The sequence below is a fragment of the Herbiconiux flava genome (genome assembly GCF_013409865.1).
GTDB classification, from domain to species: Bacteria; Actinomycetota; Actinomycetes; order Actinomycetales; family Microbacteriaceae; genus Herbiconiux; species Herbiconiux flava.
The window spans coordinates 3563869-3587361 of record NZ_JACCBM010000001.1 but is presented as its reverse complement, the minus strand read 5'-3'; the positions used below and the strand labels follow the sequence as shown (position 1 = coordinate 3587361).

General features: G+C 73.7%; 25 protein-coding genes. 16 read left to right on the top strand and 9 right to left on the bottom strand.

All coding sequences use genetic code 11. The annotated features are described in order from the left end of the window. Positions 1-15 precede the first annotated feature (15 nt). Positions 16-1449 (bottom strand): flavin-containing monooxygenase, encoded by a 1434-nt coding sequence (locus tag BJ984_RS17155; protein ID WP_271206510.1) that lies wholly within the window; start codon positions 1447-1449, stop codon positions 16-18. 121 nt (positions 1450-1570) lie between these two features. Here BJ984_RS17155 and BJ984_RS17150 point away from each other — a divergent pair, with 121 nt between their 5' ends. From BJ984_RS17150 to BJ984_RS17115, 8 genes are all read left to right on the top strand, one after another. Further along, positions 1571-2428, top strand: a complete 858-nt coding sequence (locus tag BJ984_RS17150; protein ID WP_179549040.1) for a 3-hydroxyacyl-CoA dehydrogenase — start codon at positions 1571-1573, stop codon at positions 2426-2428. A gap of 29 nt (positions 2429-2457) precedes the next feature. Continuing rightward, positions 2458-3324 carry an alanyl-tRNA editing protein gene (locus BJ984_RS17145; protein ID WP_179549039.1) on the top strand — a complete coding sequence of 289 codons (867 nt, stop codon included), beginning with the start codon at positions 2458-2460 and terminating at the stop codon, positions 3322-3324. A 204-nt stretch (positions 3325-3528) separates the two neighbouring features. After that, entirely contained in the window at positions 3529-3969 is a 441-nt protein-coding gene (locus BJ984_RS17140; protein WP_179549038.1) for an Asp23/Gls24 family envelope stress response protein, read from the top strand. Beyond that, positions 3966-4157 carry a DUF2273 domain-containing protein gene (locus tag BJ984_RS17135; RefSeq protein ID WP_179549037.1) on the top strand — a complete coding sequence of 64 codons (192 nt, stop codon included), beginning with the start codon at positions 3966-3968 and terminating at the stop codon, positions 4155-4157. The genes BJ984_RS17140 and BJ984_RS17135 overlap by 4 nt, the downstream gene beginning before the upstream one ends. Continuing rightward, on the top strand, positions 4154-4573 hold the full coding sequence (locus BJ984_RS17130) for a hypothetical protein (protein ID WP_179549036.1): 420 nt from the start codon (positions 4154-4156) through the stop codon (positions 4571-4573). The genes BJ984_RS17135 and BJ984_RS17130 overlap by 4 nt, the downstream gene beginning before the upstream one ends. Further along, on the top strand, positions 4570-5148 hold the full coding sequence (locus BJ984_RS17125) for a DUF6286 domain-containing protein (protein WP_179549035.1): 579 nt from the start codon (positions 4570-4572) through the stop codon (positions 5146-5148). Before BJ984_RS17130 ends, BJ984_RS17125 begins: the two co-directional genes overlap by 4 nt. Continuing rightward, positions 5145-5750, top strand: a complete 606-nt coding sequence (locus BJ984_RS17120; RefSeq protein WP_179549034.1) for a hypothetical protein — start codon at positions 5145-5147, stop codon at positions 5748-5750. Before BJ984_RS17125 ends, BJ984_RS17120 begins: the two co-directional genes overlap by 4 nt. A 235-nt stretch (positions 5751-5985) precedes the next feature. Beyond that, positions 5986-6159, top strand: coding sequence for a CsbD family protein (locus tag BJ984_RS17115; protein ID WP_173184127.1), 174 nt, complete (start codon positions 5986-5988; stop codon positions 6157-6159). Positions 6160-6235: 76 nt separating this feature from the next. On the opposite strand, the gene BJ984_RS17110 is transcribed toward BJ984_RS17115, so the two are convergent. Further along, positions 6236-6598, bottom strand: coding sequence for a DUF3140 domain-containing protein (locus BJ984_RS17110; protein ID WP_179549033.1), 363 nt, complete (start codon positions 6596-6598; stop codon positions 6236-6238). Between the two features lie 54 nt (positions 6599-6652). Here BJ984_RS17110 and BJ984_RS17105 point away from each other — a divergent pair, with 54 nt between their 5' ends. From BJ984_RS17105 to BJ984_RS17095, 3 genes are all read left to right on the top strand, one after another. Next, the gene (locus BJ984_RS17105) at positions 6653-7804 is read left to right on the top strand and encodes an NAD(P)/FAD-dependent oxidoreductase (protein ID WP_179549032.1); all 1152 of its coding nucleotides are present in this window, start codon (positions 6653-6655) and stop codon (positions 7802-7804) included. A 10-nt stretch (positions 7805-7814) separates the two neighbouring features. Then, a complete protein-coding gene (locus tag BJ984_RS17100; RefSeq protein WP_179549031.1) occupies positions 7815-8192 on the top strand; it encodes a hypothetical protein in 378 nt (125 codons plus the stop codon). A gap of 100 nt (positions 8193-8292) precedes the next feature. Further along, positions 8293-9015, top strand: coding sequence for a hypothetical protein (locus tag BJ984_RS17095; protein ID WP_179549030.1), 723 nt, complete (start codon positions 8293-8295; stop codon positions 9013-9015). 27 nt (positions 9016-9042) lie between these two features. Here BJ984_RS17095 and BJ984_RS17090 read toward each other — a convergent pair whose 3' ends face one another. The 4 genes from BJ984_RS17090 to BJ984_RS17075 form a co-directional block, all read right to left on the bottom strand. After that, complete coding sequence (locus BJ984_RS17090; RefSeq protein WP_179549029.1) at positions 9043-9978, bottom strand: anti-sigma factor domain-containing protein; 936 nt, start codon at positions 9976-9978, stop codon at positions 9043-9045. Further along, positions 9959-10711 carry an RNA polymerase sigma factor gene (locus BJ984_RS18805; RefSeq protein ID WP_309298947.1) on the bottom strand — a complete coding sequence of 251 codons (753 nt, stop codon included), beginning with the start codon at positions 10709-10711 and terminating at the stop codon, positions 9959-9961. Before BJ984_RS18805 ends, BJ984_RS17090 begins: the two co-directional genes overlap by 20 nt. Before the next feature lie 129 nt (positions 10712-10840). Beyond that, positions 10841-11527 carry a class F sortase gene (locus tag BJ984_RS18980; protein ID WP_179549027.1) on the bottom strand — a complete coding sequence of 229 codons (687 nt, stop codon included), beginning with the start codon at positions 11525-11527 and terminating at the stop codon, positions 10841-10843. Between the two features lie 23 nt (positions 11528-11550). Further along, positions 11551-12396 (bottom strand): DUF4397 domain-containing protein, encoded by an 846-nt coding sequence (locus tag BJ984_RS17075; protein ID WP_179549026.1) that lies wholly within the window; start codon positions 12394-12396, stop codon positions 11551-11553. 184 nt (positions 12397-12580) lie between these two features. Here BJ984_RS17075 and BJ984_RS17070 point away from each other — a divergent pair, with 184 nt between their 5' ends. The 3 genes from BJ984_RS17070 to BJ984_RS19155 are packed head-to-tail and all read left to right on the top strand — an operon-like array spanning position 12581 to position 19564. Further along, positions 12581-14152, top strand: coding sequence for a deoxyguanosinetriphosphate triphosphohydrolase family protein (locus BJ984_RS17070; RefSeq protein WP_179549025.1), 1572 nt, complete (start codon positions 12581-12583; stop codon positions 14150-14152). A gap of 58 nt (positions 14153-14210) precedes the next feature. Then, positions 14211-18257, top strand: coding sequence for a Pls/PosA family non-ribosomal peptide synthetase (locus BJ984_RS17065; protein WP_179549024.1), 4047 nt, complete (start codon positions 14211-14213; stop codon positions 18255-18257). Then, positions 18254-19564: a M1 family metallopeptidase gene (locus tag BJ984_RS19155; RefSeq protein WP_179549023.1), complete on the top strand. Its 1311-nt coding sequence runs from the start codon at positions 18254-18256 to the stop codon at positions 19562-19564. Before BJ984_RS17065 ends, BJ984_RS19155 begins: the two co-directional genes overlap by 4 nt. 111 nt (positions 19565-19675) lie before the next feature. On the opposite strand, the gene BJ984_RS17055 is transcribed toward BJ984_RS19155, so the two are convergent. From BJ984_RS17055 to BJ984_RS17045, 3 genes are all read right to left on the bottom strand, one after another. Further along, the gene (locus BJ984_RS17055) at positions 19676-20455 is read right to left on the bottom strand and encodes a 4'-phosphopantetheinyl transferase family protein (RefSeq protein ID WP_179549022.1); all 780 of its coding nucleotides are present in this window, start codon (positions 20453-20455) and stop codon (positions 19676-19678) included. Next, entirely contained in the window at positions 20449-21354 is a 906-nt protein-coding gene (gene ppk2, locus BJ984_RS17050) for a polyphosphate kinase 2 (protein ID WP_271206608.1), read from the bottom strand. Before ppk2 ends, BJ984_RS17055 begins: the two co-directional genes overlap by 7 nt. Before the next feature lie 116 nt (positions 21355-21470). Next, positions 21471-22067, bottom strand: coding sequence for a DUF1349 domain-containing protein (locus BJ984_RS17045; protein ID WP_179549021.1), 597 nt, complete (start codon positions 22065-22067; stop codon positions 21471-21473). 128 nt (positions 22068-22195) lie between these two features. Here BJ984_RS17045 and BJ984_RS17040 point away from each other — a divergent pair, with 128 nt between their 5' ends. Then, entirely contained in the window at positions 22196-22660 is a 465-nt protein-coding gene (locus BJ984_RS17040) for a hypothetical protein (protein WP_179549020.1), read from the top strand. A 410-nt stretch (positions 22661-23070) separates the two neighbouring features. Continuing rightward, positions 23071-23421, top strand: a complete 351-nt coding sequence (locus tag BJ984_RS17035; protein ID WP_179549019.1) for an MmcQ/YjbR family DNA-binding protein — start codon at positions 23071-23073, stop codon at positions 23419-23421. Positions 23422-23493: the final 72 nt, after the last annotated feature.

Here is a 23493-nt window from a genome sequence, read left to right as displayed (position 1 = left end):
TTCGTCAAACAGAACTCAGCGGTAGCGGAGGCCGCGGCGGAGGGAGCCGTGGGCCAGGGAGAGGACGTCGCGGAGGTAGTCCTGGCGCACGCGCCAGGGGCCGCGACGTCCTCGGCGTGGGAGGAGATGGGTGCCGCGGCGGAAGTAGCCGGAGGCGAGGCCGAGCATGGGCTCGGCCTCGCTCACCGTCTCCCCGTCGGCCGGCGGTTGCGGGGTGACGGAGGCGGCGCCGGTGCGGGCGAGGCGGGTGAGCAGGCGCGTGACGTAGCGGGCCACGAGGTCGGTCTTCAGGGTCCAGGAGGCGTTGACGTAGCCGATGGTGAAGGCCAGGTTCGGCACGCCCGACAGCATCATGCCGCGATAGGCATACCTCGTCGAGACGTCCACGGGGGCGCCGTCGACGGTGAGACGGATGCCACCGAGCGGCTGCAGCACGAGCCCCGTCGCGGTCACCAGCAGCTCGGCCCCGAGCATCCGCCCCGAGGCCAGCTCGACACCTTCGGGCACCACCTTCGCGATGCGGTCGGTGACCACCTCGGCCCGCCCGCCCGAGAGCGCGGCGAAGAGGTCGCCGTCGGGCACCGCGCAGAGCCGCTCGTCCCACGGGTCGTAGCGCGGGCTGAAGTGCGCGAGGTCGAAGCCAGCGGGCAGCGCGGCGGCGGCCCGGCGGAGCAGGATCGACCGCATGGCGGCCGGCCGCAGCCGCGCGAAGCGGTAGATCGCGGTCGAGACGGCCACGTTCTTCGCCCGCACGATCCGGTGCGCGACGGCCGGCGGGAGCATCCGCCCCACCCGTCTCGCGAAGGCGTCGCGCGAGGGCACCGCGCCCACGTAGCTCGGCGAGCGCTGCAGCATCGTCACCCGGGCACCCGCTGCGGCTAGCGCCGGCACCAGGGTGACCGCGGTGGCCCCGCTGCCGACCACGACGACCCGCCGGCCTGAGACATCGAGGCCCTCGGGCCAGTGCTGCGGATGCACCAGACGGCCCGCGAAGTCGTCGAGCCCCGGGATGTCGGGCGTGTACCCGGCCTCGTACCGGTAGTACCCGGTGCACAGCACGAGGAACCGGCACTCCAGCGGCTCACCGCCGTCGACCTCGACCCGCCACCGTCCGGTCGCGCTGCTCCAGGAGGCCGCCGTCACGCGCTGCCCGAATCGGATGAGCGGCAGCACCCCCTCCTCCTCGGCGGTCTCCCGCACGTAGTCGCGGATCACGCCCGCCGGCGCGATCGACCGCTCGTCCGTCCACGGCCGGAACGGGTAGCCGAGCGTGTGCATGTCCGAGTCCGAGCGCACACCCGGATACCGGAACAGGTCCCACGTGCCGCCGATGGCCGAGCGCCCCTCCAGCACGACGAGATCGAGCTCCGGATGCGCGCGCCGCAGCCTCGCGGCCATCCCGACGCCCGCGAGCCCCGCGCCGACCACCACCACGTCCACGGTGTGCACGACGACCTCCTCCGGGACGGCACGCGCCCACCTCGGACGCCGCATGTCAACGCCCCGGGGATTCCCCCGATCGCGCCACCATCACGCTACGGTGACCGCATCCAGACAGAAAGGCCGCACCATGCCCGTCTTCGAATCGGTCACCGTCCTCGGTGCCGGCGTGCTGGGCGCGCAGATCGCGTTCCAGACCGCCAACCATGGCATCCCCGTCGTCAGCTACGACGTCGGCGACGACGCGATCGCGGCGGCGCGGCACCGCCTCGACGCCATCGTCGACCAGTACGTGGCCGACAGCGGGCGCGAGAAGCGGGCGGCGGCCGAGGAGGCGCTGACGCGCATCCGCTTCTCGACCGACCTCGCCGAGGCCGTCTCGCACGCCGGGCTGGTCATCGAGGCCGTGCCCGAGAACGTCGAGCTGAAGCGCTCGGTGTACGCGCAGATCGCCGCGGCCGCGCCCGAGTCGACGGTGTTCGCGACGAACTCCTCGACGCTGCTGCCGAGCGCGATCGCCGACGCGACCGGCCGGCCCGACCGCTTCCTCGCCCTGCACTTCGCCAACCACATCTGGCGCCAGAACACCGCCGAGATCATGGGCACGCCAGAGACCGACCCGGCCGTCTACCAGCGGGTCGTGGCCTTCGCGGTCGAGATCGGAATGGTGCCGATCCAGCTGCACAAGGAGCAGCCGGGCTACGTGCTCAACTCGCTGCTCGTGCCGCTGCTGAACGCCGGCGCCGAGCTCGTGCTGAAGGGCGTGGCCGAGCCCGAGACCGTCGACGCCACCTGGCGCATCGGCACCGGGGCGCCGCTCGGGCCGTTCCAGATCTTCGACGTGGTCGGCCTCCGCACCGCGTACGCGATCGCCTCGGCGCGGCCCGACGAGGGATCCCAGGCCTGGGCCGCGTACCTCAAGGAGCACTACCTCGACCAGGGCAAGCTCGGCGTCGAGTCGGGCGAGGGGTTCTACCGGTACCGCTGAGCCCGGGCTGCCGCGCCTACCATTCCGGTATGGCTCTTCCCACCCTCGACACCCTGATCGGCTACCCAGACGGCGAGACCCGCGGCACGAGCACGGTGCTGCACCGTGAACCGCTCCCGGATGGCCGTGCCGCCGTGCTGCTGGACGCGACCCCGTTCCATCCGCTCGATCCCACCTGGCCCGACCAGGGCCCCGACCTCGGCGTGCTCGTCACGGAGGCGGGGCCCGCGCCGGTGCTCGACTGCCGCATCGCCGCGAGCGACGGAGTCGAGCTGCACCTGGGGGAGAAGCTGCCCGTGCGGCTCGGCACCGAGGGCTGGGCCTTCGTGGTCGCCCACATCGTCGACGCCGACGCCCCGATCGCCGAGGGCGACACCGTGACGGCCGAGGTCGACGAGGAGCACCGCCGCGCCCTCTCGCTCGGCCACACCTCCTGCCACCTCGCCTCGCTGGCACTGAACCGGGCGCTCACCGGGTTCTGGAGCAAGGAGATCGCGGCCGACGCGCTCGGCAGCCCCGACTTCGACCAGACGGCGATCGCGTCCTCGCGCATCCGCCCGCACGGCTCGCTCGATGAGTACCGGCTGGGCAAGTCGCTCCGGAAGCGCGGGTTCGACTCGGCGCGCCTCGTGACCGAGCTCGACGCCGTCGCCGCGGCGGTGAACGGCACGCTGGCCGAGTGGGTGACGGGTGAAGCCGCGGTGCGCATCCGCCGCGACGACCGCCGGCTCTCCACGCGCCGGTTCTGGGAGTGCGAGCTGCCCGAGGGCCACGCCTCGATCGCCTGCGGCGGCACCCACGCGACGCATCTCGGCGAACTCGGCTCCCTGACGGTGACGCTCGGGCTCGACGACGACGGAGCCACTATGCGAATGATCACCGCCCAGAGTGCCTAGATGGTCTAACTACTAGGCGCACTGAATTCTTTCGTGCCAAGCTGTCGGTGCAGCCGGTCGTACCCGCCGGCTGCAGACGCTCGGTCCTCCGGCCGGCGCGCCGGGAAAGTTTCTGCGAACCGGCGTGACGATCTGCGAACTCGACCCGTCTTAGTCATGAAGCGAACAGGCCCGACCCACGGGCCCCACGACAAGGAGCAGAACATGGCCACCACCACCACGCCGGCCGGAATCCCCGCCACCGCCGCGACCTCGACCGACACCGGTCTCGGCAAGACCGTCATCAACGACAACGTCGTGTCGAAGGTCGCCGGGATCGCCGCTCGCGAGTCCCGCGGCGTGCACGCCCTGGGTGGCGGCGCCGCCCGCGCCTTCGGCGCGATCCGCGACGCCATCTCGAACACCGACCTCGGTCAGGGCATCACCGTCGAGGTCGGCGAGACGCAGGTCGCGGTCGACGTGACCATCGTCGCCGAGTACCCCGCGCCCCTCCAGGACGTCGCCGACGGCGTGCGCCAGAACATCATCCAGGCCGTCGAGTCGATCGTCGGGCTCGAGGTCACCGAGGTCAACGTGACCGTCAACGACGTGCACCTGCCCTCCGACGACGCCGACGACGACGCAGCCGAGGCGCGAGTCCTGTGACCGCGACCCGTACCGGCATCCTCGTCGGGGCGGTGCTCGCCCTGACGTGGGTCATCATCGGCTTCTGGGCCTTCTTCTTCGTCGCGATCGCCATGGCGATCGGGGCGGCGGTGGGCCGGGTCGTCTCGGGTGAGCTCGACGTCTCGCGCGTCGTCGACGCGTTCCGCGGAAAGCGCACCTCGTCATGACGATCACCGCTGAGCGTCCGGCCGCGCCGGCCGGATCGGCGGCGTCCCTCCCCGCGACGGCCGGCACCGTCCGTCGCGGGCGCAACCGCATCGCGTCGAAGGCCCTGAACCGGGTCGTCGCCGCGGTGACGGCCGAGGCCCTCGGGGTCTCGGCGTCCAAGGTGGGCGTCGACCTGGCCGACAGCCGGGGCCTTCTCGCCCTCACCGTGTCCACCCCGATCCGGGTGGTGGCGCTGTCGAGGGTCGAGCGCGAGCCGTCGTCGGTCATCCGGTCAGGGGGCCCGATCCTCGACCGGGTGGCCGCGGCGCAGGAGACCATCCGCACCCGCGTCCAGCAGCTGACCGGGTCGTCCATCGCCCGCGTGACCGTCAAGGTCACAGGAATCGACATCCGCACCGAGGAGAGGGTCGCATGAGCACCGAGTCCGTGCGCCGCCGCATCACCCGCCGCGAGCTGCACTCGCCCCGGTCGACGGCGGCCATCGTCGTCGCCGTGCTGATCGTCGTCGCCCTCGCCTGGGTCGGCACCGAGGTCGTGATCGCCCTGCTCGGGCTGCCGGCCCTGCTGGTGGCGCCCGCCGACATGTTCGCCTCCGCGGTGAGCCTGCCCGAGGCGCCCGCCGCGATCGTCGTCGCCGCCGGAGTCGTCGCCGTCGTGATCGGCCTCGTGCTGATCGTGCTGGCGCTCGCCCCCGGTCGCCGGCCGCGGCACGTGCTCGAGACCGAGCGCGCCGCCACGATCGTCGACAGCGAGGTGGTGGCCTCGGCCCTCGCCCGCCACGCCTCGCTCGCCGCCGACGTCGACCCCGACCACACGACGGTCTCGGTCTCCAAGCGCCTCGCCGTCGTCGACTTGGTGCCCACCTCGGGCATCCCGGTCGACCGGTCCTCGGTCTCGGCGGCCGTCGACCGCGAGCTGACCGGCTACGGCCTCCGCCGGTCGGTGTCCAGCCGCGTCCGAGTGCGCGAGAACGGAAAGGTCGGAGCATGAACAGCACCAACCGCGCCCTGAACCGCCTGCTGCTGCTGGTCGTCGGGCTGCTGCTCGTCGCCGTCGGAGCCTCCGCGGCCACCGCCGTGCTGCTCCCCGCGGTGCGGGACGGCTGGAAGGCCTCGGCCGACCCGATCCGCGACCAGGTCGGCACCTGGCTGCAGTCCACCCCGCTCGGCGACACCGGCGTCAGCTGGATCATGCCGGCCGTGCTGGTCGTCATCGTGCTCGCGGTCGTGCTGCTCGTGGTGTTCGCACTGCGGCAGGGTCACGGCCGCACGGGCACCGTCGTCGACGAGACCGTGGGCGAGCACGGGCAGACCGTGATCTCGTCGAAGGTCGCCGAAGACGCGATCCAGGATGCCCTGTCCGCCCGTCCCGAGTTCGTCACCTCCCACGTGTCGACCTACCGGGTCAAGCGCACCCCCACGCTGAAGGTCTCCGTGACCTGCCGCCGCGGGGTGTCGCCGGCCGACGCCTCCGCGATCGTGGAATCGAGCCTGCGGGCCCTCGACCAGCTGCTCGGCCGGGAGCTGCCCGCTCTCGTGCAGATCAGCGGCGGCTTCCGGGCCCGGGTCAGCGGCTCGACGCGGCTGCAGTAGCCGCAGGCCGTCCCCACCGGTCACCGGCAGGCGCCCCTCGGGGCAGGAAGGAACAGACATGTCGAAGCCGATCCACTGGGTCATCGTCGTCGCCGTGGGCATCACCGCCTACATCGCGGGAACCAGGGCCGAAGCCGCGAAGCACGCGGCCAGGAAGCTGACCCGCCGCTAGCCACACCCCCACCGGGCCCGGCATCCGCCGGGCCCCACATCACGAACAGAAGGAGAACCCATCATGAGCGCAGCAGACAAGATCAAGAACGCCGCCGAGGACCTGGCCGGCAAGGCCAAGGAGGCCGTCGGCAAGGTCACCAACAACGACGAGCTCGTCGCCGAGGGCAAGGCCGACCAGACCAAGTCCGACGTCAAGCAGGCCGGCGAGAACGTCAAGGACGCCTTCAAGAACTAGTCGTCCCCCGCCGAACGCGCCGTTGCCTCCTCGGAGGGGCGGCGCGTTCGTGCGTTCGGGGCAGGTGGTGCTCCTGCTACTTCTTCTTCGCCTTCTTCAGCGGGTCGTGGCCCCAGTTCATCAGCGACCAGCGCCACGGGGTGTCGGTGACGTCGCCGTCGGGGCGCTGGGCGAGGTGGCGGTGCACGTAGCCGACGACCTTCTTCATGTGGGCGACGTCGTCGTCGCTGAGGTCGGCCTTCTTCGTGTGCAGGATCTCGATGATGCGGCGGCCGGAGTGGTGGCCGACCGATTCACCGCTCCCGCCGCCTTCCTTCTGGCCCACCGACTTCGACTCGTCGGTGTCCAGCCATTCCTCGAGCTCGCCCGCGGTCATCGTGACCGCCTCGTCGAACTCCTTCTTCGCGTCGTCGCGTTCGGTCTCGTTCTTCTCGGTCATGCTCCACTCTCCCTCCCTGGCGCGCATCCGGCATCCCCGGGCCAGGATGGGGGGATGAGCTCCGCACCCGAGTCCGCGTCCGCCTCGACCGACGCCGGGCGGGAGGTGCTCGTCGTGGGGGCCGGCATCTCGGGGCTCGCCTGTGCGCGGACGCTGCACGACGCGGGCATCGCCGTGAGGGTCGTCGACCGCGGGCGCGTGCCCGGGGGGCGCCTCGCCACCAAGCGGGTCGAGGGCCGGCCGGCCGACATCGGCGCCCGGTACTTCACCGTGCCCGAGGACTCGGCGTTCGAGGCGCTCGTGACCTCGTGGCGCCGGCGCGGACTGGTGCGCGAGTGGACCGACACCTTCTCGGCGCTCACCGTCGGCGACTCGGGCGCCGTGGTGTCCCGCGAGCTCAAGACGGGGCCGATGCGCTACGCGGCCACCGCCGGGCTGCGCTCGCTCGCGGCCGACCTGGCCGCCGCGCTCGAGTCCGACGGTGTCGCGATCGAGCTGACGCACGAGGTGAGTGCGGTCGAGGTGGCCGAGGCGGCTGACTCGACTGGTGCGACCGATGCGACTGCCGCGGTCGGTGCGGCCGGCGCGGTCGGTGCGGCCGGTGCGGCCGGGGTGGCCGGCCGCGGGGTGGTGGTCGACGGGTCTGAGTTCGAGGCCGTCGTGCTCGCCGTGCCCGATCCGCAGGCGGGGCGGATGCTCTCGCCGGGGTCGCCCGCGCGCGAGGAGCTCTCGGGTGCCGACGCGTGGGAGCCCACGCTGTCCGTGGTGCTGACGTACGACGAGCGGCGCTGGCCGTCGGAGCTGCACGGGGCGTTCGTCGACGGGTCGCCCGTGCTGGCGTTCGTCGCCGACGACGGCGACCGGCAGGGCGACGGGGCGCCGGTGCTCGTGGCGCACACGACGGGGGACTTCGCGCGGGAGCATCTCGAGCATCCGGAGACCGCCGCCGGCGCCGTGGTCGAGGCCGTGCGCGCGCTGCTGGAGCTGGAGGTCGCGCCGGTGTCGGCCGTCGTGCACCGGTGGACGTTCGCGAACCCCTCGCGCCAGCACGCCGAGCCGTTCGGGCTGTTCGGGGCGGTCGGGGTGTGCGGAGACGCCTGGGGCGAGCGCTCCTCGGTGTCGACCGCGTGGGCCTCGGGCGATGCGCTGGGGCGGGAGCTCGGCCGGCGCCTCGGTGCGGGTGGCGGGCTGCCCGCTTCGGCGTAGGTTGCTCGGCATGGACACCGATGAGCAGAGCACCGACGAGCGAAACACCGACGAGCGAAACACCGACGAGCAGAACACTCGGATCACCGATGCGGGCAACGGGCGGCGCGAGGAGCTGCCCTCCACCGAGGAGCTGAGCCGCGCCGGCATCGCCCCCGGCGTCGGCCAGGGCGGGTCTCCGGAGCTGCCGGACGAGCAGGGCTACAGCATCCACGACCAGGACGCGGGTGAGCTCACCGAGCCCCGCTCGCCGCAGCAGGTCGCCGCGGAGCTGGCGGGCGACGGGCCCGAGGAGGTCGTCGCGCCGGGCGCCGACGCGTCCGAACGCCAGGCGGGCACCCGCAGCGCCGCCGGCGGAGACGACGCCGTCGCGGGCGACACCGTCTGAGCGGTCCGCGCGCACGCCGCGCCCATGTGGTCGCGATCGACATCGCGTGAGCCGCGCCTGGGTACTGGCCTCCGTGCGCGCTGGCACGGGAAGATGAGGCATGCGAGCAGTCGAGAGCGGTGACCCCGGAGCCTGGCTCGAACCGCGGCTCGGCGGGTGGGGGAGCGTCGGCGGCGTCGCCGGGCGGAAGTTCGAGGCGTACGCGCGGGTGCTGCATCCGGTGGAGGTCGATGACGCCGCTGGCGCGCCCGTGGGGTCGTGGGGCTGGGCGGAGGTCGCGGCGCGCACGGGGCGGGTCGTGCATCCGCTCGCTCAGTGGCACCGGGTCGCGGCGGTCGACGAGCTGCGGGGTGACGTGGAGCTCGGCGGGCGGCGGGTGACCGCACCGCCGACCGGGCGGCTCGACCCCCGGCTGCTCGCCGCACTGGTGCCGGCGCTCGCCGCGGCCACGACGACGGATGCCGTCACGCTCGCCGTGTGGGAGGGCTGGGGCACCGGTGTCGTCTTCGCGGGTGCCCGGTTCGAGCTGCCCGGGCGTGCGTACGGGCTGTTCGAGGGGCCTCTCGCCGAGCTGTCCGACCCGGAGTGGCCGTGGGATGCGGAGATCGGGTGGAGGCCGCCGTTCGAAGGTCCGATGCCGCAGCTGATCTGGCCGGGGGACCACGCCTGGGTGCTGGCCTCGGAGATCGACTGGGACTCCACGATCGTGGCGGGCAGCCGCGCCCTGATCGACGCCGTGCTCGCGCTCGAGGCGGTGGAGGCGTTCGCCGTGGGCGCGGACGACAGCCTGATGAGCCACACCGACCTGATCAACCCGGCCTGATGGCCTGACCGCCGTCGGAAGCGGGCGTCAGCCCTGGCGGAGCGGGCCGCGGACGATCGAGTCGCCCGAGTGGGCCGGGTCGCCGTTGTCGGGCTCGGCCGAGACGTCGACCTGCGAGTAGACCGCGAGATCGAGGCCGTCCGGCACCGCGAAGCGGCCGGAGGTGCCATCGAGGAAGCCGATGCTGACGAGCCCCGAGGCGTCGCCCGCGATCAGCCACACCTCGCGCAACGGGTCGGCGCCCGACGCGGTCGTCACCGCCCGGTCCACGTCGACCACGACCTGGCGGCTGCCGTCGGGCAGCTCCTCGACCACGGCGCTGCCCCGCGCATCCGGCCACCCCGGGAAGGGGTCGAGCACGGCTCGCGCGATGACCGCGCCCGAGGGGGTCGACGTCGTGCCGATCCAGGCGCCGATCCCGAGGCCGCCGACCAGCCCGACGATCGCCGCCGCGGCGACCACAGGCAGCCAGCGCCGCCCGCCCCGCCGGCGGCCGCGCTCGGTGTGCAGCTCGACCGGCTCCCGCAGCTCGAACGGCAGCTGCGGTTCGCGCGGGGATGTGGCGGGGGCGACCGGCGCGATCGGGGTGATCGACGCCGCGGACTCGCCCGACCGTGCGGCAGGCCCGACAGGCCCGGCCACGGCACCGCTACCGTCAGTTCCACCGGCACCGGCAGCTCCACCGGCACCGGCAGCTCCGCCGGCAGAGTCATCGCCACCGCCACCGCCACCGGCAGCAGCCCCGTCGAGCCCGAGCTCGGCCCGGATGCGCTGCCACAGCTCGGGCGACGGCGCCACCGACGACATCCCCGCCGAGGCGCGCCCCACCGACGCCGTGCGGGCGAGCGAGGCGAGCTCGGACGCGCACTCGTCGCACTCCATCAGGTGCCGGCGCTCGACCGGGTTCGGCTCCAGCTCCGACATCGCCAGCAGCGCCAGCGTGTCAGGATCGATATGGCTCATCACTCACCTCCAAACGTGTTCGTAGCCGAACCAGGGAACGACGGATGTGGCTCTTCACCGTTCCGAGCGGCAGACCGAGGGTATCGGCGATCTGGGTGTGCGTGAGGTCGTCGAAGAAGGCCAGTCGCATCACCCGCTGGGGCAGGGGCTCGAGACGCTCGAGCTCCTCGGCGATCATCAGCCGCTCGGCGACCGCCGCCGTCTCGTCGTCGCGCTCGCGCACCAGGGCGGTGAGCACGGCGCCGCCGACGAGGGCCTCCTCGGTGCGCAGCCGCCGCGAGCGGGCCTCGTGCGCGTCGGCGATGCAGTGCCGGGTGATGCCGACGAGCCACGCGGCGAGCCCCGAGCGCCCGGCGTCGAAGCCCGAGCGCCCGCGCCAGGCGGCGACGAACACCTTCTGGGCGACGTCCTCGGCCTCGGCATGGTCGCCGAGCGAGCGCAGCGCGAGCGTGAAGACGAGCCGCGACCAGCGCGTGTAGACCTCGGCCAGGGCATTTTCGTCGCCCGCGGCGAAGCGACCCGCGAGCAGGGCCTCGTCGTCGAGCGGCTCCGGATGCGCGTGGGCGCCTTCCGGCGAAGCCCCGCCCGCCGGCCCCGCCCCGCCCGCCGGCACCGCCCCGCCTGAGGGCACCGCCCCGCCCGCCGGCACCGCCCCGCCCGCCGGCACCGCCCCGCCCGAGGGCACCGCGGAGAGCCGGGCGGGTGCCCGGCCGTCGGGGTGCTGCTCACTCACGTCAGAGGATCGCCTTCGTCGTCGCGGTGCCTCGTCGCGCCGCTCTGCTGCGGCTGGGGGCAGCTCGTGCCGAGCGGGCACGGTGGGCGCGACGGCCGTCGTGTGTCCGAGCATAGTGTCGCCGCCGCCTCACGTGACCGGTGCCGCCGTGACGATGACGTTGCTGAGGTAGTGACCCGTGCCGTAGTCGAACTCGCCTCCGCAGGTGATCAGGGTCAGCCGGGGTTCTCCGGTGCGGTCGAACACGGTGGCCCAGGGCACTCCGGTCTTGTCGGCCGTCTCGACGGAGACCACGGCGAACGCGGTGGTCGAGCCGTCGACGGCGCTCACCACGACCTCGGTTCCCGGTGCCGCACCGGCCAGCGAGGCGAAGTCTCCGAGCCCGTACTCGAGCGAGTCGACGTGCGCCGCGATCACCGACGATCCCGCGTCGCCGAACGGCGACGGACCGTAGCGGTACCACGAGGCCACCCCCGGGTCCTCGGGCAGGGCCAGGGCTCCGGCGTCGTCGATGCCCTCGGGCAGCACCGACACGTCGATGCCGAGTGCCGGCACCTCGACCCGCGCCGGTTCGGGCACGGCGGGGATCGAGGCGGGGAGCGCAGCGTCGGTGCGGGGCACCTCGGGCACGGCCGGCGCCACGGCAGCGGGCGAGGAGGCGGGCGCGGGGGCGGCGGTCGGTGCGACCGCCGCCGGGGAGCCGTCGGGGGAGGTCGCCGGGGCGGTGACGGCTGTGGACGCCGGTGCAGAGCATCCGGTCACCACCCCGGCGACGAGGGCCGCGGCGAGGGCGAGGGGTGCACCCGCCCGCGCCACGGCCCGTCGGGTGCCCGACCGCGTCAGCGCGCTGCCTTCGCGACGCTGCGGCGGCGGAGCGCGACACCCGCGCCGGCGGCGAGCACCAGCAGAGCGGATGCGCCGATCGCGAGCCCGGTCGGGTCGGCCGGGCGGTTGGTGGCCACGAGACCGGCCGATCCGGCGGGTACGCCGCTCGGGTCGGAGTGCAGGCCGTCGATGGTCTGCACGGCCAGCGCGAGGTTGCCGTCCTCCAGGCTGCCCCAGGCGTAGACGATCGTGTTGACGCCTTCAGCGACGTTCACGTCGGCCGGGCCGATCACGGGGGTGGTGGTGCCGGTCGCCGCGACCGAGGCCGAGACGGTGCCGGCCGGGAGGTTCAGCACCTTCTCGTCGGGGTTCGACAGGTTGCTCACCACGGCGCTGCCGCCCGCGAGCACGTCGACCGCGGGAGCCGCGGCGTCGTGACGCACGGTCAGTCGGCCCTCGCCCGCGGCGAGCGTCAAGGTGTCGTTGGTGTAGAGCGTCGCCGTCGGCTCACCGGCCGTGGTGAGGTGCGCGACCGCGGTGTAGTTGCCGCCGGCGGCCAGCTGCAGGTCGACCGGGCCGATGGCGGGGGCGGAGGCGTCGGCCGCGTCCGCCGCCGTGATGGCCACGGAGTAGGTGCCGGCCGGCAGGTCGAGCGGGCCCGCGAGGCTGCCCGGGGTGAAGTCGTCGAGCGTCAGCGCGTCGTTGACGTAGACGTCGACGGTGAGGCCGGGGACGGCGTGCAGCACCGACAGCTTGGCGTCGCCGTCGGCGGCCGAGGCGGGCAGTGCTCCGGCGAGCGAACCGCCGAGGGCGATGAGCGCGCCGGCAGCGATGGCGGCGGGGATCTTCTTCTTCTGCATGAGTACCTCCTGGTCGAGCCCCGGGGGGCCGAGAGAAAACTGCTTACGAAAGGCTCTTCCCGCGGTCGCTGCGATTCGGATGCACCTCGGGCGATCTTTTTCCGGACGGCGCCCGCGCGGCCCGATCCGGCCCGCGCAATAGCGCCCGCGCTTCCGGATCGGGCCCGCGCAATAGGCTGGGCGGATGGACGAGAACCGCCGCCGGCGACGCATCGCCGAACCCGTCGACCGCTTCGCCACCGGCGAGGAGTTCCCCGAGTACCGGGTCGACCTCGAGCGCATCCGCTTCTCGCCCTACTTCGCCCGGCTGTCGGCCGTGACCCAGGTCATCTCGCCGTCGGGCGTCGGCCAGGTCGTGCACAACCGGCTCACCCACTCGATCAAGGTCACCGCGGTCGCCCGCGCCATCGCGATGCAGCTGACCACGACGGATGCCGCCCAGCGCGAGCTCGTCGACCGCCTCGGCGGCTGCGACCCGGTCGTGGTGCAGGCGGCCGCCAGCGCCCATGACCTCGGCCACCCGCCGTTCGGGCACCTCGGTGAGCAGGTGCTCGACCGGCTCGCCCGCGACCGCCTCGGCCTGGCCGAGGGCTTCGAGGGCAACGCGCAGTCGTTCCGCATCCTCTCGGTGCTCGACGTCTGCGAGACCGTCGAGGAGGGGCTGAACCTCACCGCCGCCTCCCGCGCCGCGGTGCTGAAGTACCCGTGGGGCCGCACCCTCTGCCGACCCGAGATCGACTCCGACGATCCCACTCTCCTGCCGCGCGGATCGACCGTGAGTCGCTGGGAGACCGCCCCGCCGAAGTTCTCGGCCTACAGCCTCGACCTCGCCGACCTGCTCGACGCCCGCCGTGGCTTCGACGCGATCGCTCCCTGGCAGCAGACGGTCGAGTGCTCGGTGATGGACGTCGCCGACGACATCGCCTACTCCTTGCACGACCTCGACGACTTCTACCGCGCCGGGGTGCTGCAGCAGGCCGCAGTCGCCGTGGAGTTCCGCACCTTCCTGCGCGATCAGACGGCGCTCGCCGCCCTCGACGCCGACGAGCTGTGGAACCGCACGCCCGGGCACTCCCTCGAGCTGCTGCGCCGCCGCATCGTCTCCCGCGACCCCTGGATCGCCAGCGACGAGACCTTCCGCGCCTCGGTGCAGCGCGTCGCGACCGAGCTCGTGGAGGGCCTCCTGGCCGTGCCCTTCGACGGCTCCAGCCAGACCGAGCGGGCGATCGAGTCGTTCGTGTCGTCGTGGATCGGCCGCCTGCAGCGCTCGGTGCTCGTGCTCGCCGACCCGAACGTGCGCTCGGGCCATGTGTCCCTCCTGCCCGACGCCTGGCACGACGTGACCGTGCTGAAGTTCGTGCACACCCGCTTCGTGATCGACCGCCCCGACTTCGCCACCTACCAGCGCGGCCAGGCGCGGGTGCTCGACACCCTCGTCACCGAGCTCGACTCCTGGCTCGACGACCCGCGCGACGGTGCCCGCGCTCCGCAGAAGCTGCTCGACTTCGTGGAGCTCGCGACCGACGGGTACTTCCGGTTGCGGGCGGATGCTCCCGAGTGGCTGCCCGAGGACGCCGACGCCCCGGGTGCCGGGGGTCGGGGTGCCGGCCGCCCGACGACCGACCCCGTGGCCCTGGCGCGCTTCGGGCGGGCCCGCGGCATCCTGGACTACGTCGCCTCGCTCACCGACGAGCAGGCGACCGCCCTCGCCTCGCGCCTCCGCGGCGACCGTGAACCCTGGGCCTTCGGCAGCTGACGGTGCGGCGTTCACCGATCGTCTCCTGCTGTTCACCTGACGTCGCCACCATGGGCGCATGACCACCGCGCAGCCCACGCTCGACCGGAGCGCGCTGGCCGCTCCGGCCCGCACGCTCGTCGACATCCTGCGGGAGACCGTCGCCGCGCATCCCGAGGCCTCGGCCCTCGACGACGGCGACGGCGCGCTGAGCTACCGCGAGCTGATGGCGCGGGTGATCTCCGTCGCGGCCGAGCTGCACGCCGCCGGTGTGCGGCGGGGTGACCGGGTGGGCGTGCGGATGGCCTCGGGCCACCGCGAGCTGTACGTCGGCATCCTCGCGGTGCTCGCGGCGGGGGCGGCGTACGTGCCGGTCGACGTCGACGACCCCGAGGAGCGCGCCGAGCTGGTCTTCGGCGAGGCCGACGTGGTGGGGGTGCTCACCGGCTCGCTGCGCTACCGCCCCCGCACGGCGCCCGCCGCCGAGGTCGCGCTCGTCGACGCGGATGCCCGGGACCCCCACCCGAGCACGGCGAGCCTGCCCGTGCTCTCGCCGCCCACCCCGGCCGACGACGCCTGGATCATCTTCACCTCGGGATCGACCGGCACCCCGAAGGGCGTCGCCGTCAGCCACCGCTCGGCCGCGGCCTTCGTCGACGCCGAGTCGCGCCTGTTCGTCGTCGACGAGCCGCTCGGCCCGGGCGACCGGGTGCTGGCGGGGCTGTCGGTGGCGTTCGACGCCTCCTGCGAGGAGATGTGGCTCGCCTGGGCGCACGGCGCCTGCCTCGTGCCCGCCCCGCGCTCGCTCGTCCGCAGCGGTATGGACCTCGGGCCCTGGCTCACCGCCCGCGGCATCTCGGTCGTCTCGACCGTTCCGACGCTCGCCGCACTCTGGCCGGCGGAGTCGCTCGAGAACGTGCGCCTGCTGATCTTCGGCGGCGAGGCGGTACCGGCCGAGCTCGGCCAGCGCCTCGCCACCCCGGGCCGCGAGGTCTGGAACACCTACGGCCCCACCGAGGCCACCGTCGTCGCCTGCGCCGCCCCTCTCGGCGGCGACGGCCCCGTGCGGATCGGTCTGCCGCTGGACGGCTGGGAGCTGGCGGTGGTGAACGAGAACGGCGAGCCGGTCGCGCCCGGAGCATCCGGAGAGCTGATCATCGGGGGAGTGGGGCTCGCCCGCTACCTCGACCCCGCCAAGGACGCCGAGAAGTACGCGCCGATGCCGTCGCTCGGCTGGGAGCGCGCCTACCGCTCGGGCGACCTCGTGCGCTACGACCCCGAGGGGCTCGTCTTCCAGGGCCGGGCCGACGACCAGGTGAAGGTCGGCGGCCGGCGGATCGAGCTCGGCGAGATCGAGGCCGCGCTGCAGGCGCTGCCGGGGGTCGCGGGCGCCGCCGTCACCGTGCAGCAGACGGCGGCGGGCACCGCGATGCTCGTCGGCTACGTCGTGGCCCCGGGTTTCGACCGCGAGGCCGCCGTCGCGCGCCTGCGCGAGGAGCTGCCCGCGGCGCTCGTGCCGCTGATCGCCGTGCTCGACGAGCTGCCCGTTCGGGTCTCGGGCAAGGTCGACAAGAAGGCGCTGCCGTGGCCGCTCCCGGGTGCCGCGCCGATCGGCGCGGGAGACGCCCCCGGGATCGACGACCCCTTCACGGCGCGCCTCGCGGCCCTGTGGACGGGTGTGCTCGGAGCATCCGTCACCGACGAGCGGTCGAACTTCTTCGACCTCGGCGGCGGCTCGCTGGCCGCGGCGCAGCTCGTCGCCGGAGTGCGCGAGATCGACCCCGAGTTCACCGTCGCCGACGTCTACGCGCACCCGCGGCTCGGTGCGATGGCCGACGAGCTGCGCTCGCGCTCCGACGAAGCGGATGCCGCGGGTACCCCGGCCGGGCCGGGCCGCGAGCCGGTCGCGCCCACCCCGCGCCGCATGCAGGTGCTGCAGACCGTGCTCGGCATCCCGTTGTTCGTGCTCGCCGGGCTGCGCTGGCTGGTCTACCTCTTCACGGCCTCCGCGATCCTGGTGCCGTTCGGTGGCTTCGACTGGCTGCCGACCGTGCCGCTCTGGGCGCTGATCGTCGGGCTCGCGCTGTTCGCCACGCCGTTCGGCCGGATGGGCATCTCGGTCGTGGCGTCACGGCTGCTGCTGCGCGGGCTTCAGCCGGGTGATCATCCCCGGGGCGGCTCCTGGCACCTGCGGCTCTGGCTCGCGGAGCAGATCGCCCATCAGGTGGGGGCCGTCAGCCTCGCCGGGGCTCCCTGGATCGCGCTCTACGCCCGTGCGCTCGGCGCCCGCATCGCCGACGACGTCGACCTGCACGCCCTGCCGCCCGTCACCGGCTTCCTCACCATCGGCCGGGGCGCCGCCGTCGAGCCCGAGGTCGACCTCTCGGGGTACTGGGTCGACGGCGACGTGCTCCGCGTCGGCGCGGTGCGCATCGGGGCCGGATCCAGCATCGGGGCCCGCAGCACGCTGCTGCCCGGCACCCGCATCGGCAAGCGGGCCGAGATCGAGCCGGGCTCGTCGGTGTTCGGCCGGGTGCCGTCGGGTCAGCGCTGGGCCGGCTCGCCCGCCGCCCGGGTCGGGAAGGCGCGTGGCTGGTGGCCCGAGGAGCGGCCGGCCCGCCGGCCCGCGTGGCTGATCGCCTACGGCGTCTCGTCGCTGGTGCTCGCGCTGGTGCCCGTCGTCGCCTTCGCGGCCGGGGCCCTCGTGGTGCTGGCGGCCGCTCGGGGAGCGGGCGGTCTCGGCGACGCGGCCATCCGGAGCCTCGCCGCGGTGGTGCCCGGCACCCTCGTCGCCGGCGTCGTGCTGGCCGTGCTCGTCGTCGGCATCACGCGGCTGCTCGGCCTCGGGGTCGCCGAGGGCGTGCACGCGGTGCGCGGGCGCGTGGGCTGGCAGATCTGGTCGACCGAGCGACTGCTCGACCTCGCCCGCACGCTGCTCTTCCCGCTCTACTCGGGGCTGTTCACCCCTGTCTGGCTGCGGCTGCTCGGTGCGCGCATCGGGCGGGACGTCGAGGCGTCGACGGTGCTGCTGATCCCGGCGATGACGACGGTGCGCGACGGGGCGTTCCTCGCCGACGACACCCTCGTGGCCTCCTACGAGCTCGGCGGGGGCTGGATGCACGTGGCCCGCGCCGAGATCGGCGAACGCGCCTTCCTCGGCAACTCCGGCATGGCGGCGCCGGGGCACCGGGTGCCGCGCGACGGCCTCGTCGCCGTGCTCTCGTCGGCGCCGCGGAAGGCCAAGAACGGCTCGTCGTGGCTCGGCTCGCCGCCGGTGCGGCTGCGCCGCACGGCCGCGGAGGGCGATCTCAGCCGCACCTTCGCGCCGCCCGCGCGGCTGCGGGTCGCGCGCATCCTGTGTGAGCTGCTGCGAGTGGTGCCCGTGATCGTCACCTGCGCGATCGGGCTGGCGGCCGTGTTCGCGCTCGCCGCGCTCGCCTCCGTGGGGCTGTGGCTCGCGGTGGTGCTGAGCGGGGTCGTGCTGCTGGTCGCCGGAGCGGTGGCCGCGGGGGTCAGCACGGCGGCGAAATGGGTTCTGATCGGGCGGATCCGGCGGGGCGAGCATCCGCTCTGGTCGAGCTTCGTCTGGCGCAGCGAGGTCGCCGACACCTTCACCGAGATGGTCGCGGCGCCCTGGTTCGCGCAGGCCGCGACCGGAACCCCCGCGCTGGTCTGGTGGCTGCGGAGCCTCGGCGCGCGGATCGGCGAGGGCGTCTGGTGCGAGACGTACTGGCTGCCCGAGGCCGACCTCGTCACCCTCGCCGATGCGTCGACGGTGAACCGGGGATGTGTGGTTCAGACGCATCTGTTCCATGATCGGATCATGAGCCTCGATACCGTTGACCTCGACCGGGGGGCGACCCTCGGCCCGCACAGCGTCATCCTGCCGGCGGCGCGGATCGCCGCCGACGGCACCGTGGGGCCCGCGTCGCTCGTGATGCGCGGCGACACCGTGCCGGCCGGCAGCCGCTGGAGCGGGAACCCGATCGGGCCCTGGCGCGAGGTGCGGACGGCCGAGTACCGGTGGGCGGCACTGGCGGGGCGGGGTGCCGGCGCGGCGCCGGCTGCGCCTGGGTCTGGGTCTGGGCCTGGATCTGACTCGCTCTCGGCGCAGGGCGGCTCGTGACCGGCCGCGGCGTCGCCTTCTCGGGCGACCCCTACACGCCGGGCGTCGGCACCTGGTCGTACCGGGTCGAGCTCTACGACCTCGACCTCGACTACCGGGTCGAGACGAACCGGCTCGACGGGGTCGCCGTGATCACGGCCGTGGCGGTGGTCGACCTCGACCGCATCGACCTCGGGCTCTCCAAGCTCAAGGCCTCGAAGGTGAAGGTCGACGGCGCCCGCCCTGCCCGGGTGTCGCAGAGCTCGCACGTGCTGTCGGTTCGGCCGCCCTCACCGATCCCCGCCGGGCAGCGCTTCACGGTGCGGGTCGAGTACGGCGGTCGGCCGGGTCCGCGCCGCAGCACCTGGGGGCCGCTCGGCTGGGAGGAGCTCGCCGACGGCGTGCTCACGGCGTCGCAGCCGATCGGCTCGTCGACGTGGTTCCCCTGCAACGACCGGCCGGAGGACAAGGCGGCCTACCGCATCCGGGTCGCCGTGGAGGAGGGCTACACCGTGGCCGCGAGCGGGCGGCTCATCGAGCGCACCAGTCGCAGCGGCCGCAGCAGCTGGCTCTACGAACAGGATGCTCCGACCTCGGCCTACCTCGCGACCGTGCAGATCGGGCACTACACGGTGCGGTCGAGCCGGGGCCCCGTGCCCGTCGACCGGTACCACCCGGCCGAGCTCAGGGCGCGGGTCGACGAGGACTTCGCCCGGCTGCCCGACATGATCGGCTTCTTCGCGCGGGTGTTCGGGCCGTACCCGTTCTCCCGCTACGCCGTGGTCGTGACCGAGGACGAGCTCGAGATCCCGCTCGAGGCGCAGGCGATGGCGATCTTCGGGGCGAACCACGTCGACGGTCGGCACGGCAGCGACCGGCTGATCGCGCACGAGCTCGCGCACCAGTGGTTCGGCAACAGCGTGGGTGTGAAGGCCTGGCGCGACATCTGGCTGAACGAGGGCTTCGCCTGCTACGCCGAGTGGCTGTGGTCGGAGGAGCGGGGCGGCCCCTCGGCGGATGCGCTGGCCCGCGAGCACCACCGGATGCTCGCGGCCGCCCCGCAGGACCTCGTGGTCGCCGACCCCGGACCGGTCGCGATGTTCGACGACCGCGTCTACAAGCGCGGGGCGCTGACGCTGCACGCCCTGCGCCTGACGATCGGCGACGCGGCGTTCTTCGAGGTGCTGCGCACATGGACGGCGGCCCACCGCCACGGCAGCGCCGACACCGCGGCCTTCACGGCGCACGCGGCCGCGGTCGCGGGCCGCCCCCTGGCGCCCCTGTTCGCGGCGTGGCTGCACGCCACGCCCCTCCCGCCCCTGCCCTGACGCCAGGCGAGGGCCGCTGAGTCGCGGCAGAGTGTCGCGAATCGGCGCGAGTCGCGGCAAAAGGTCGCACTTCGCCGCGACTCACCCGACGGGGGAGGCGGGTGAGGCCGGTCAGGCGGGGAGGGGGGCCGCGAGCAGCAGCGGGCGCCAGGTGACCACGGGCACCGTGGGCTTGGCCGAGGGCTTGCGGGGGAGGATGGCCACGGATGCCCGTACCGCGTCGTCCAGGCGCAGGTCGGCCACGGCGTAGACCGGCGCGGCCTCGCCGTCGGGGCGCGGCGGGTCTCCGGCGACGGTGGCCGTGAGGGCGCCCGCGTCTCGGCGGAGCAGCACGGCCGAGGGGTCGACGCGGAGGGCGCGTCCGTCGGCCTTCAGCACGGCCTCGATGCGCGTCCAGTGCTGCACCGGGTCCCAGGAGCGGCCCGAGGGACGGGCGGCCGGCGGCACCAGCGCGGCGATCGCGGCCATGGCCTCGACCGGGGAGTCGGCGAGCTCGACGTCGATGCCGACAGCGCCCGACCAGCTCGCCGCGACCGCGACACCGGCCGCGCAGTGCGCGATGCTGATGCTGAGGGGGCGGCCCTTGGGCTTCCGCACGTCGACGTGGGGGCGGCCGTGCGGTCCGCCGCAGTCGGGGCAGAGCGCCCAGACGGTGACCTCGTCCGGCGTCGGCGCCACGGCACCCGGGGCGGGGCGCGCGAGCTCGGCCGCGAGGTGCCGCACGGCGACGCGCCCGAGCACGAATCGCGCCGCGACGTCGGGGTCGGGGGTGCTGGCGGCGCGCATCCGCTCTTCGTCGCTGAGCAGGGGCAGCAGGGCGGCCACGTCGGGAACCTCGGCATCGGATGCCGGCAGCGGCACCCAGCGCACGTGCACCTGCGGGGTCACCACGACGGCCCGCCCGGCGTCGCATCCGCGCCGTCGCCCGGTGCCGGCGTCGCCGCCTCGTTCTCGCCGCGTTCGTAGACGTCGGCGGCCGACCCCACGATCAGCGGATCGGGCCGCCCCACGATCGACTCGTCCTTGCCGTCGTAGTCGTAGAGGCTCAGCACGTGCCGCATCGCCTCGAGCCTGGCGCGCTTCTTGTCGTTGCTCTTGACCACCGTCCAGGGCGCGTCGGCGGTGTCGGTGGCGGCGAACATGGCCTCCTTCGCGGCGGTGTAGCGCTGCCACTTGTCGAGCGACTCGAGGTCCATCGGCGAGAGCTTCCACTGCCGCACCGGGTCGACCATGCGGATGGCGAAGCGGGTGCGCTGCTCGTCGGCCGAGACCGAGAACCAGAGCTTCACGAGATCGATGCCGTCGCCCGTGAGCATGCTCTCGAACAGCGGGGCCTGGCGCATGAACTCGTCGTACTGCTCGTCGGTGCAGAAGCCCATCACGCGCTCGACGCCCGCCCGGTTGTACCAGGAGCGGTCGAACAGCACCATCTCGCCGGCGGCCGGCAGGTGCTGCACGTAACGCTGGAAGTACCACTGCGACGACTCCCGCTCCGTCGGCTTCTCGAGCGCCACGACCCGGGCGCCGCGCGGGTTCAGGTGCTCGGTGAAGCGCTTGATCGTGCCGCCCTTGCCGGCGGCGTCGCGGCCCTCGAACACGATCACGAGGCGGCGGCCGTGCAGCTTGATCCAGTTCTGCAGCTTCAGCAGCTCGATCTGCAGCAGGCGCTTGCCCGCCTCGTAGTCGGCGCGGTCGAGGCGCTCGTCGTAGGGGTAGCCCTCGCGCCAGGTGTCGACGGGGGCGCCGTCGGTGCCGAGGAGCACCGGGTCGTCGTCATCGTCGTCGAGCACCGAGTGCTTGAGCAGGTCGTCGAGGTCGGCGGGAACGGCCCAGCCGTTGAACAGCGTCACGTCGGCACCGTAGCGGGCGTCGGCGAACAGCGGATGAACGGCGGGGGTCGTGGCCGCTACGACCCGTCGCGCAGCTCGTCGAGCGTCTCGGGCACGAACGCGATCTCGTCGAACACCGCCGTGCAGCTCTCGCCCATCGGCGCCTGGGCCAGGAAGCCGACGTGCACCGGCCCCTCGCCCGCCAGCCGGAACACGCGCACGAAACGCCACTCGGCCCCGTCGGACGAGGAGTGGAACGCCCACGCCGGCCCCACCCGTGACACCCGGAGGAACACGGAGTCGCCGTCGACGTCGGTCGAGTTCACGTCGTCGGAGAAGTCGTTCGTCACGACGCTGACCACCATCGCGGTGCCCTGCGGCGACCACTCGAAGCAGATCTTGGCCCAGTGCGCCTCGTCGATCCAGACGGCGAGCACGCCGGCGTCGAAGGTGGTGCGCTCGCCCTCGACGCGCACCCGGGCCGAGAGCCGGAAGTCGCCCTCGGGCACGAAGCCGAGGCTCGTGGCGCGGTGCTGGGGCTCGGCTCCGCCGGCGTCGTTGGTCCAGTCGGTGCCGGCCGCGGCGGTCAGGGTGAGGGTGCCGCCGTCGACGGCCGCCTCCCCGGGCCCGCGGCTCCACTCGAGATCGGTCAGGGCTGGCATCGTCGTCGACATGGCCCCATCCAACCGCATCCCACCGCCGGGGCGCCGTCGTGTGAGCGGCGCGTGAGGATCGGCGGGCGCGGCGTCAGGATCGCGTGAGGAGCGCCGGCACGCTCATCCGCCCGGCGTAGACCTGTCACATGACCCTCACGTCGATCCTCCCCACGCTCCGCCTCAGCATCCCCGACCCGTTCGCGATCGGCCGGTGGCCCGAGTGGACCGTGCCGACCATCACCGACGTCGTCGTCTCGGGGGTCTCGCTGCGCCGCCTCGTCGAGGTCTGCGGCAGCCCGTGCGTGCACGTGGCGGCGGCGGTGGTGCCGGGCACCCACGGCCGCCCGTCCGATCTGGCGCAGAGCTCGGTCGTGGTGGCCACCGTGCTGGCGGTCACGGGCGGGCGGCTGGAGCTCGACGCCGACGTCGAGCGGGTTCCGGCTGTGCTGTCCGAGGCGCGCCTGATCGGCCGGGCCTCGGCGTGCCGCACCCGCGACCTCACTCTCCCGGGCGGCGCCGTGCTGGCGCTCCCCGCCGACCTCGCGGTGGGCGACCTCGTGGCCGTGCCCTGCCCGGGCGCCCTCGCCCGTCGGGACGTGCTCCCGGCCTGAGCGAGCAGCCGGCGACCGGGTCGTCGCCCGCCACGACGAGACAGGCGGACGTGCCGCTCATCGGTTCGGCCTCGTCGGCCGCGGACGCGGCGTAGAGGGTGACGCGGTCATCCTCGAACAGCAGCCGGGTCGACTCGGGATCGATCGAGTCGGCGAAGAGGGTCACCAGCTCGTCGGGCAGGACGTCGGTGTCGACACGGTCACGCTGGTAGGCCTCGAGCGCGGCCAGCGAGTTCGCTGCCGACGTGCATCCCGTCAGCATCACCGCGGAGAAGGCCAGGGTGAACCCGAGCAGCCTGCGACCGGGTGGCATCGGCACGGGCGCCTCCTTCGGTCGTGGGGCCATCCTCGCACAGGTGTCGAATTGCGGGGCGGATGCTCGTGTCGGGGGTTCGCGCTAGCCTCCCTCCATGGCCATCACCTCTCGCGCCGACGTGCTCGACGCCTGTGCCGCGCTGCCCGCGACCACCGACGAGCGTCCGTTCGGGCCCCAGACCGCGGTCGCCAAGGTCGTGGGCAAGGTGTTCGCGCTCACCGACCTCGACTCCGAGGTCGAGACCGTCACGCTCAAGGCGGCTCCGGCGCACGCCGAGGCGCTCGTGCGCGACCACTCGTACATCCGGCCCGGGTACCACATGAACAAGCGGCACTGGGTGACAGTCACGCTCGGCCCCGAGACCGACGGCGAGCTCGTGTTCGACCTGATCGTCAACTCCTACGACCTCGTGGTGGCGGGCCTCCCGCGCGACCGCCGGCCGTGACGCGACCGGCCTGACGCTGCTCACCTGAAGAGACCTGCCCGGTCCGCCTTCCGCCCGAACGGCCGGGGCTGC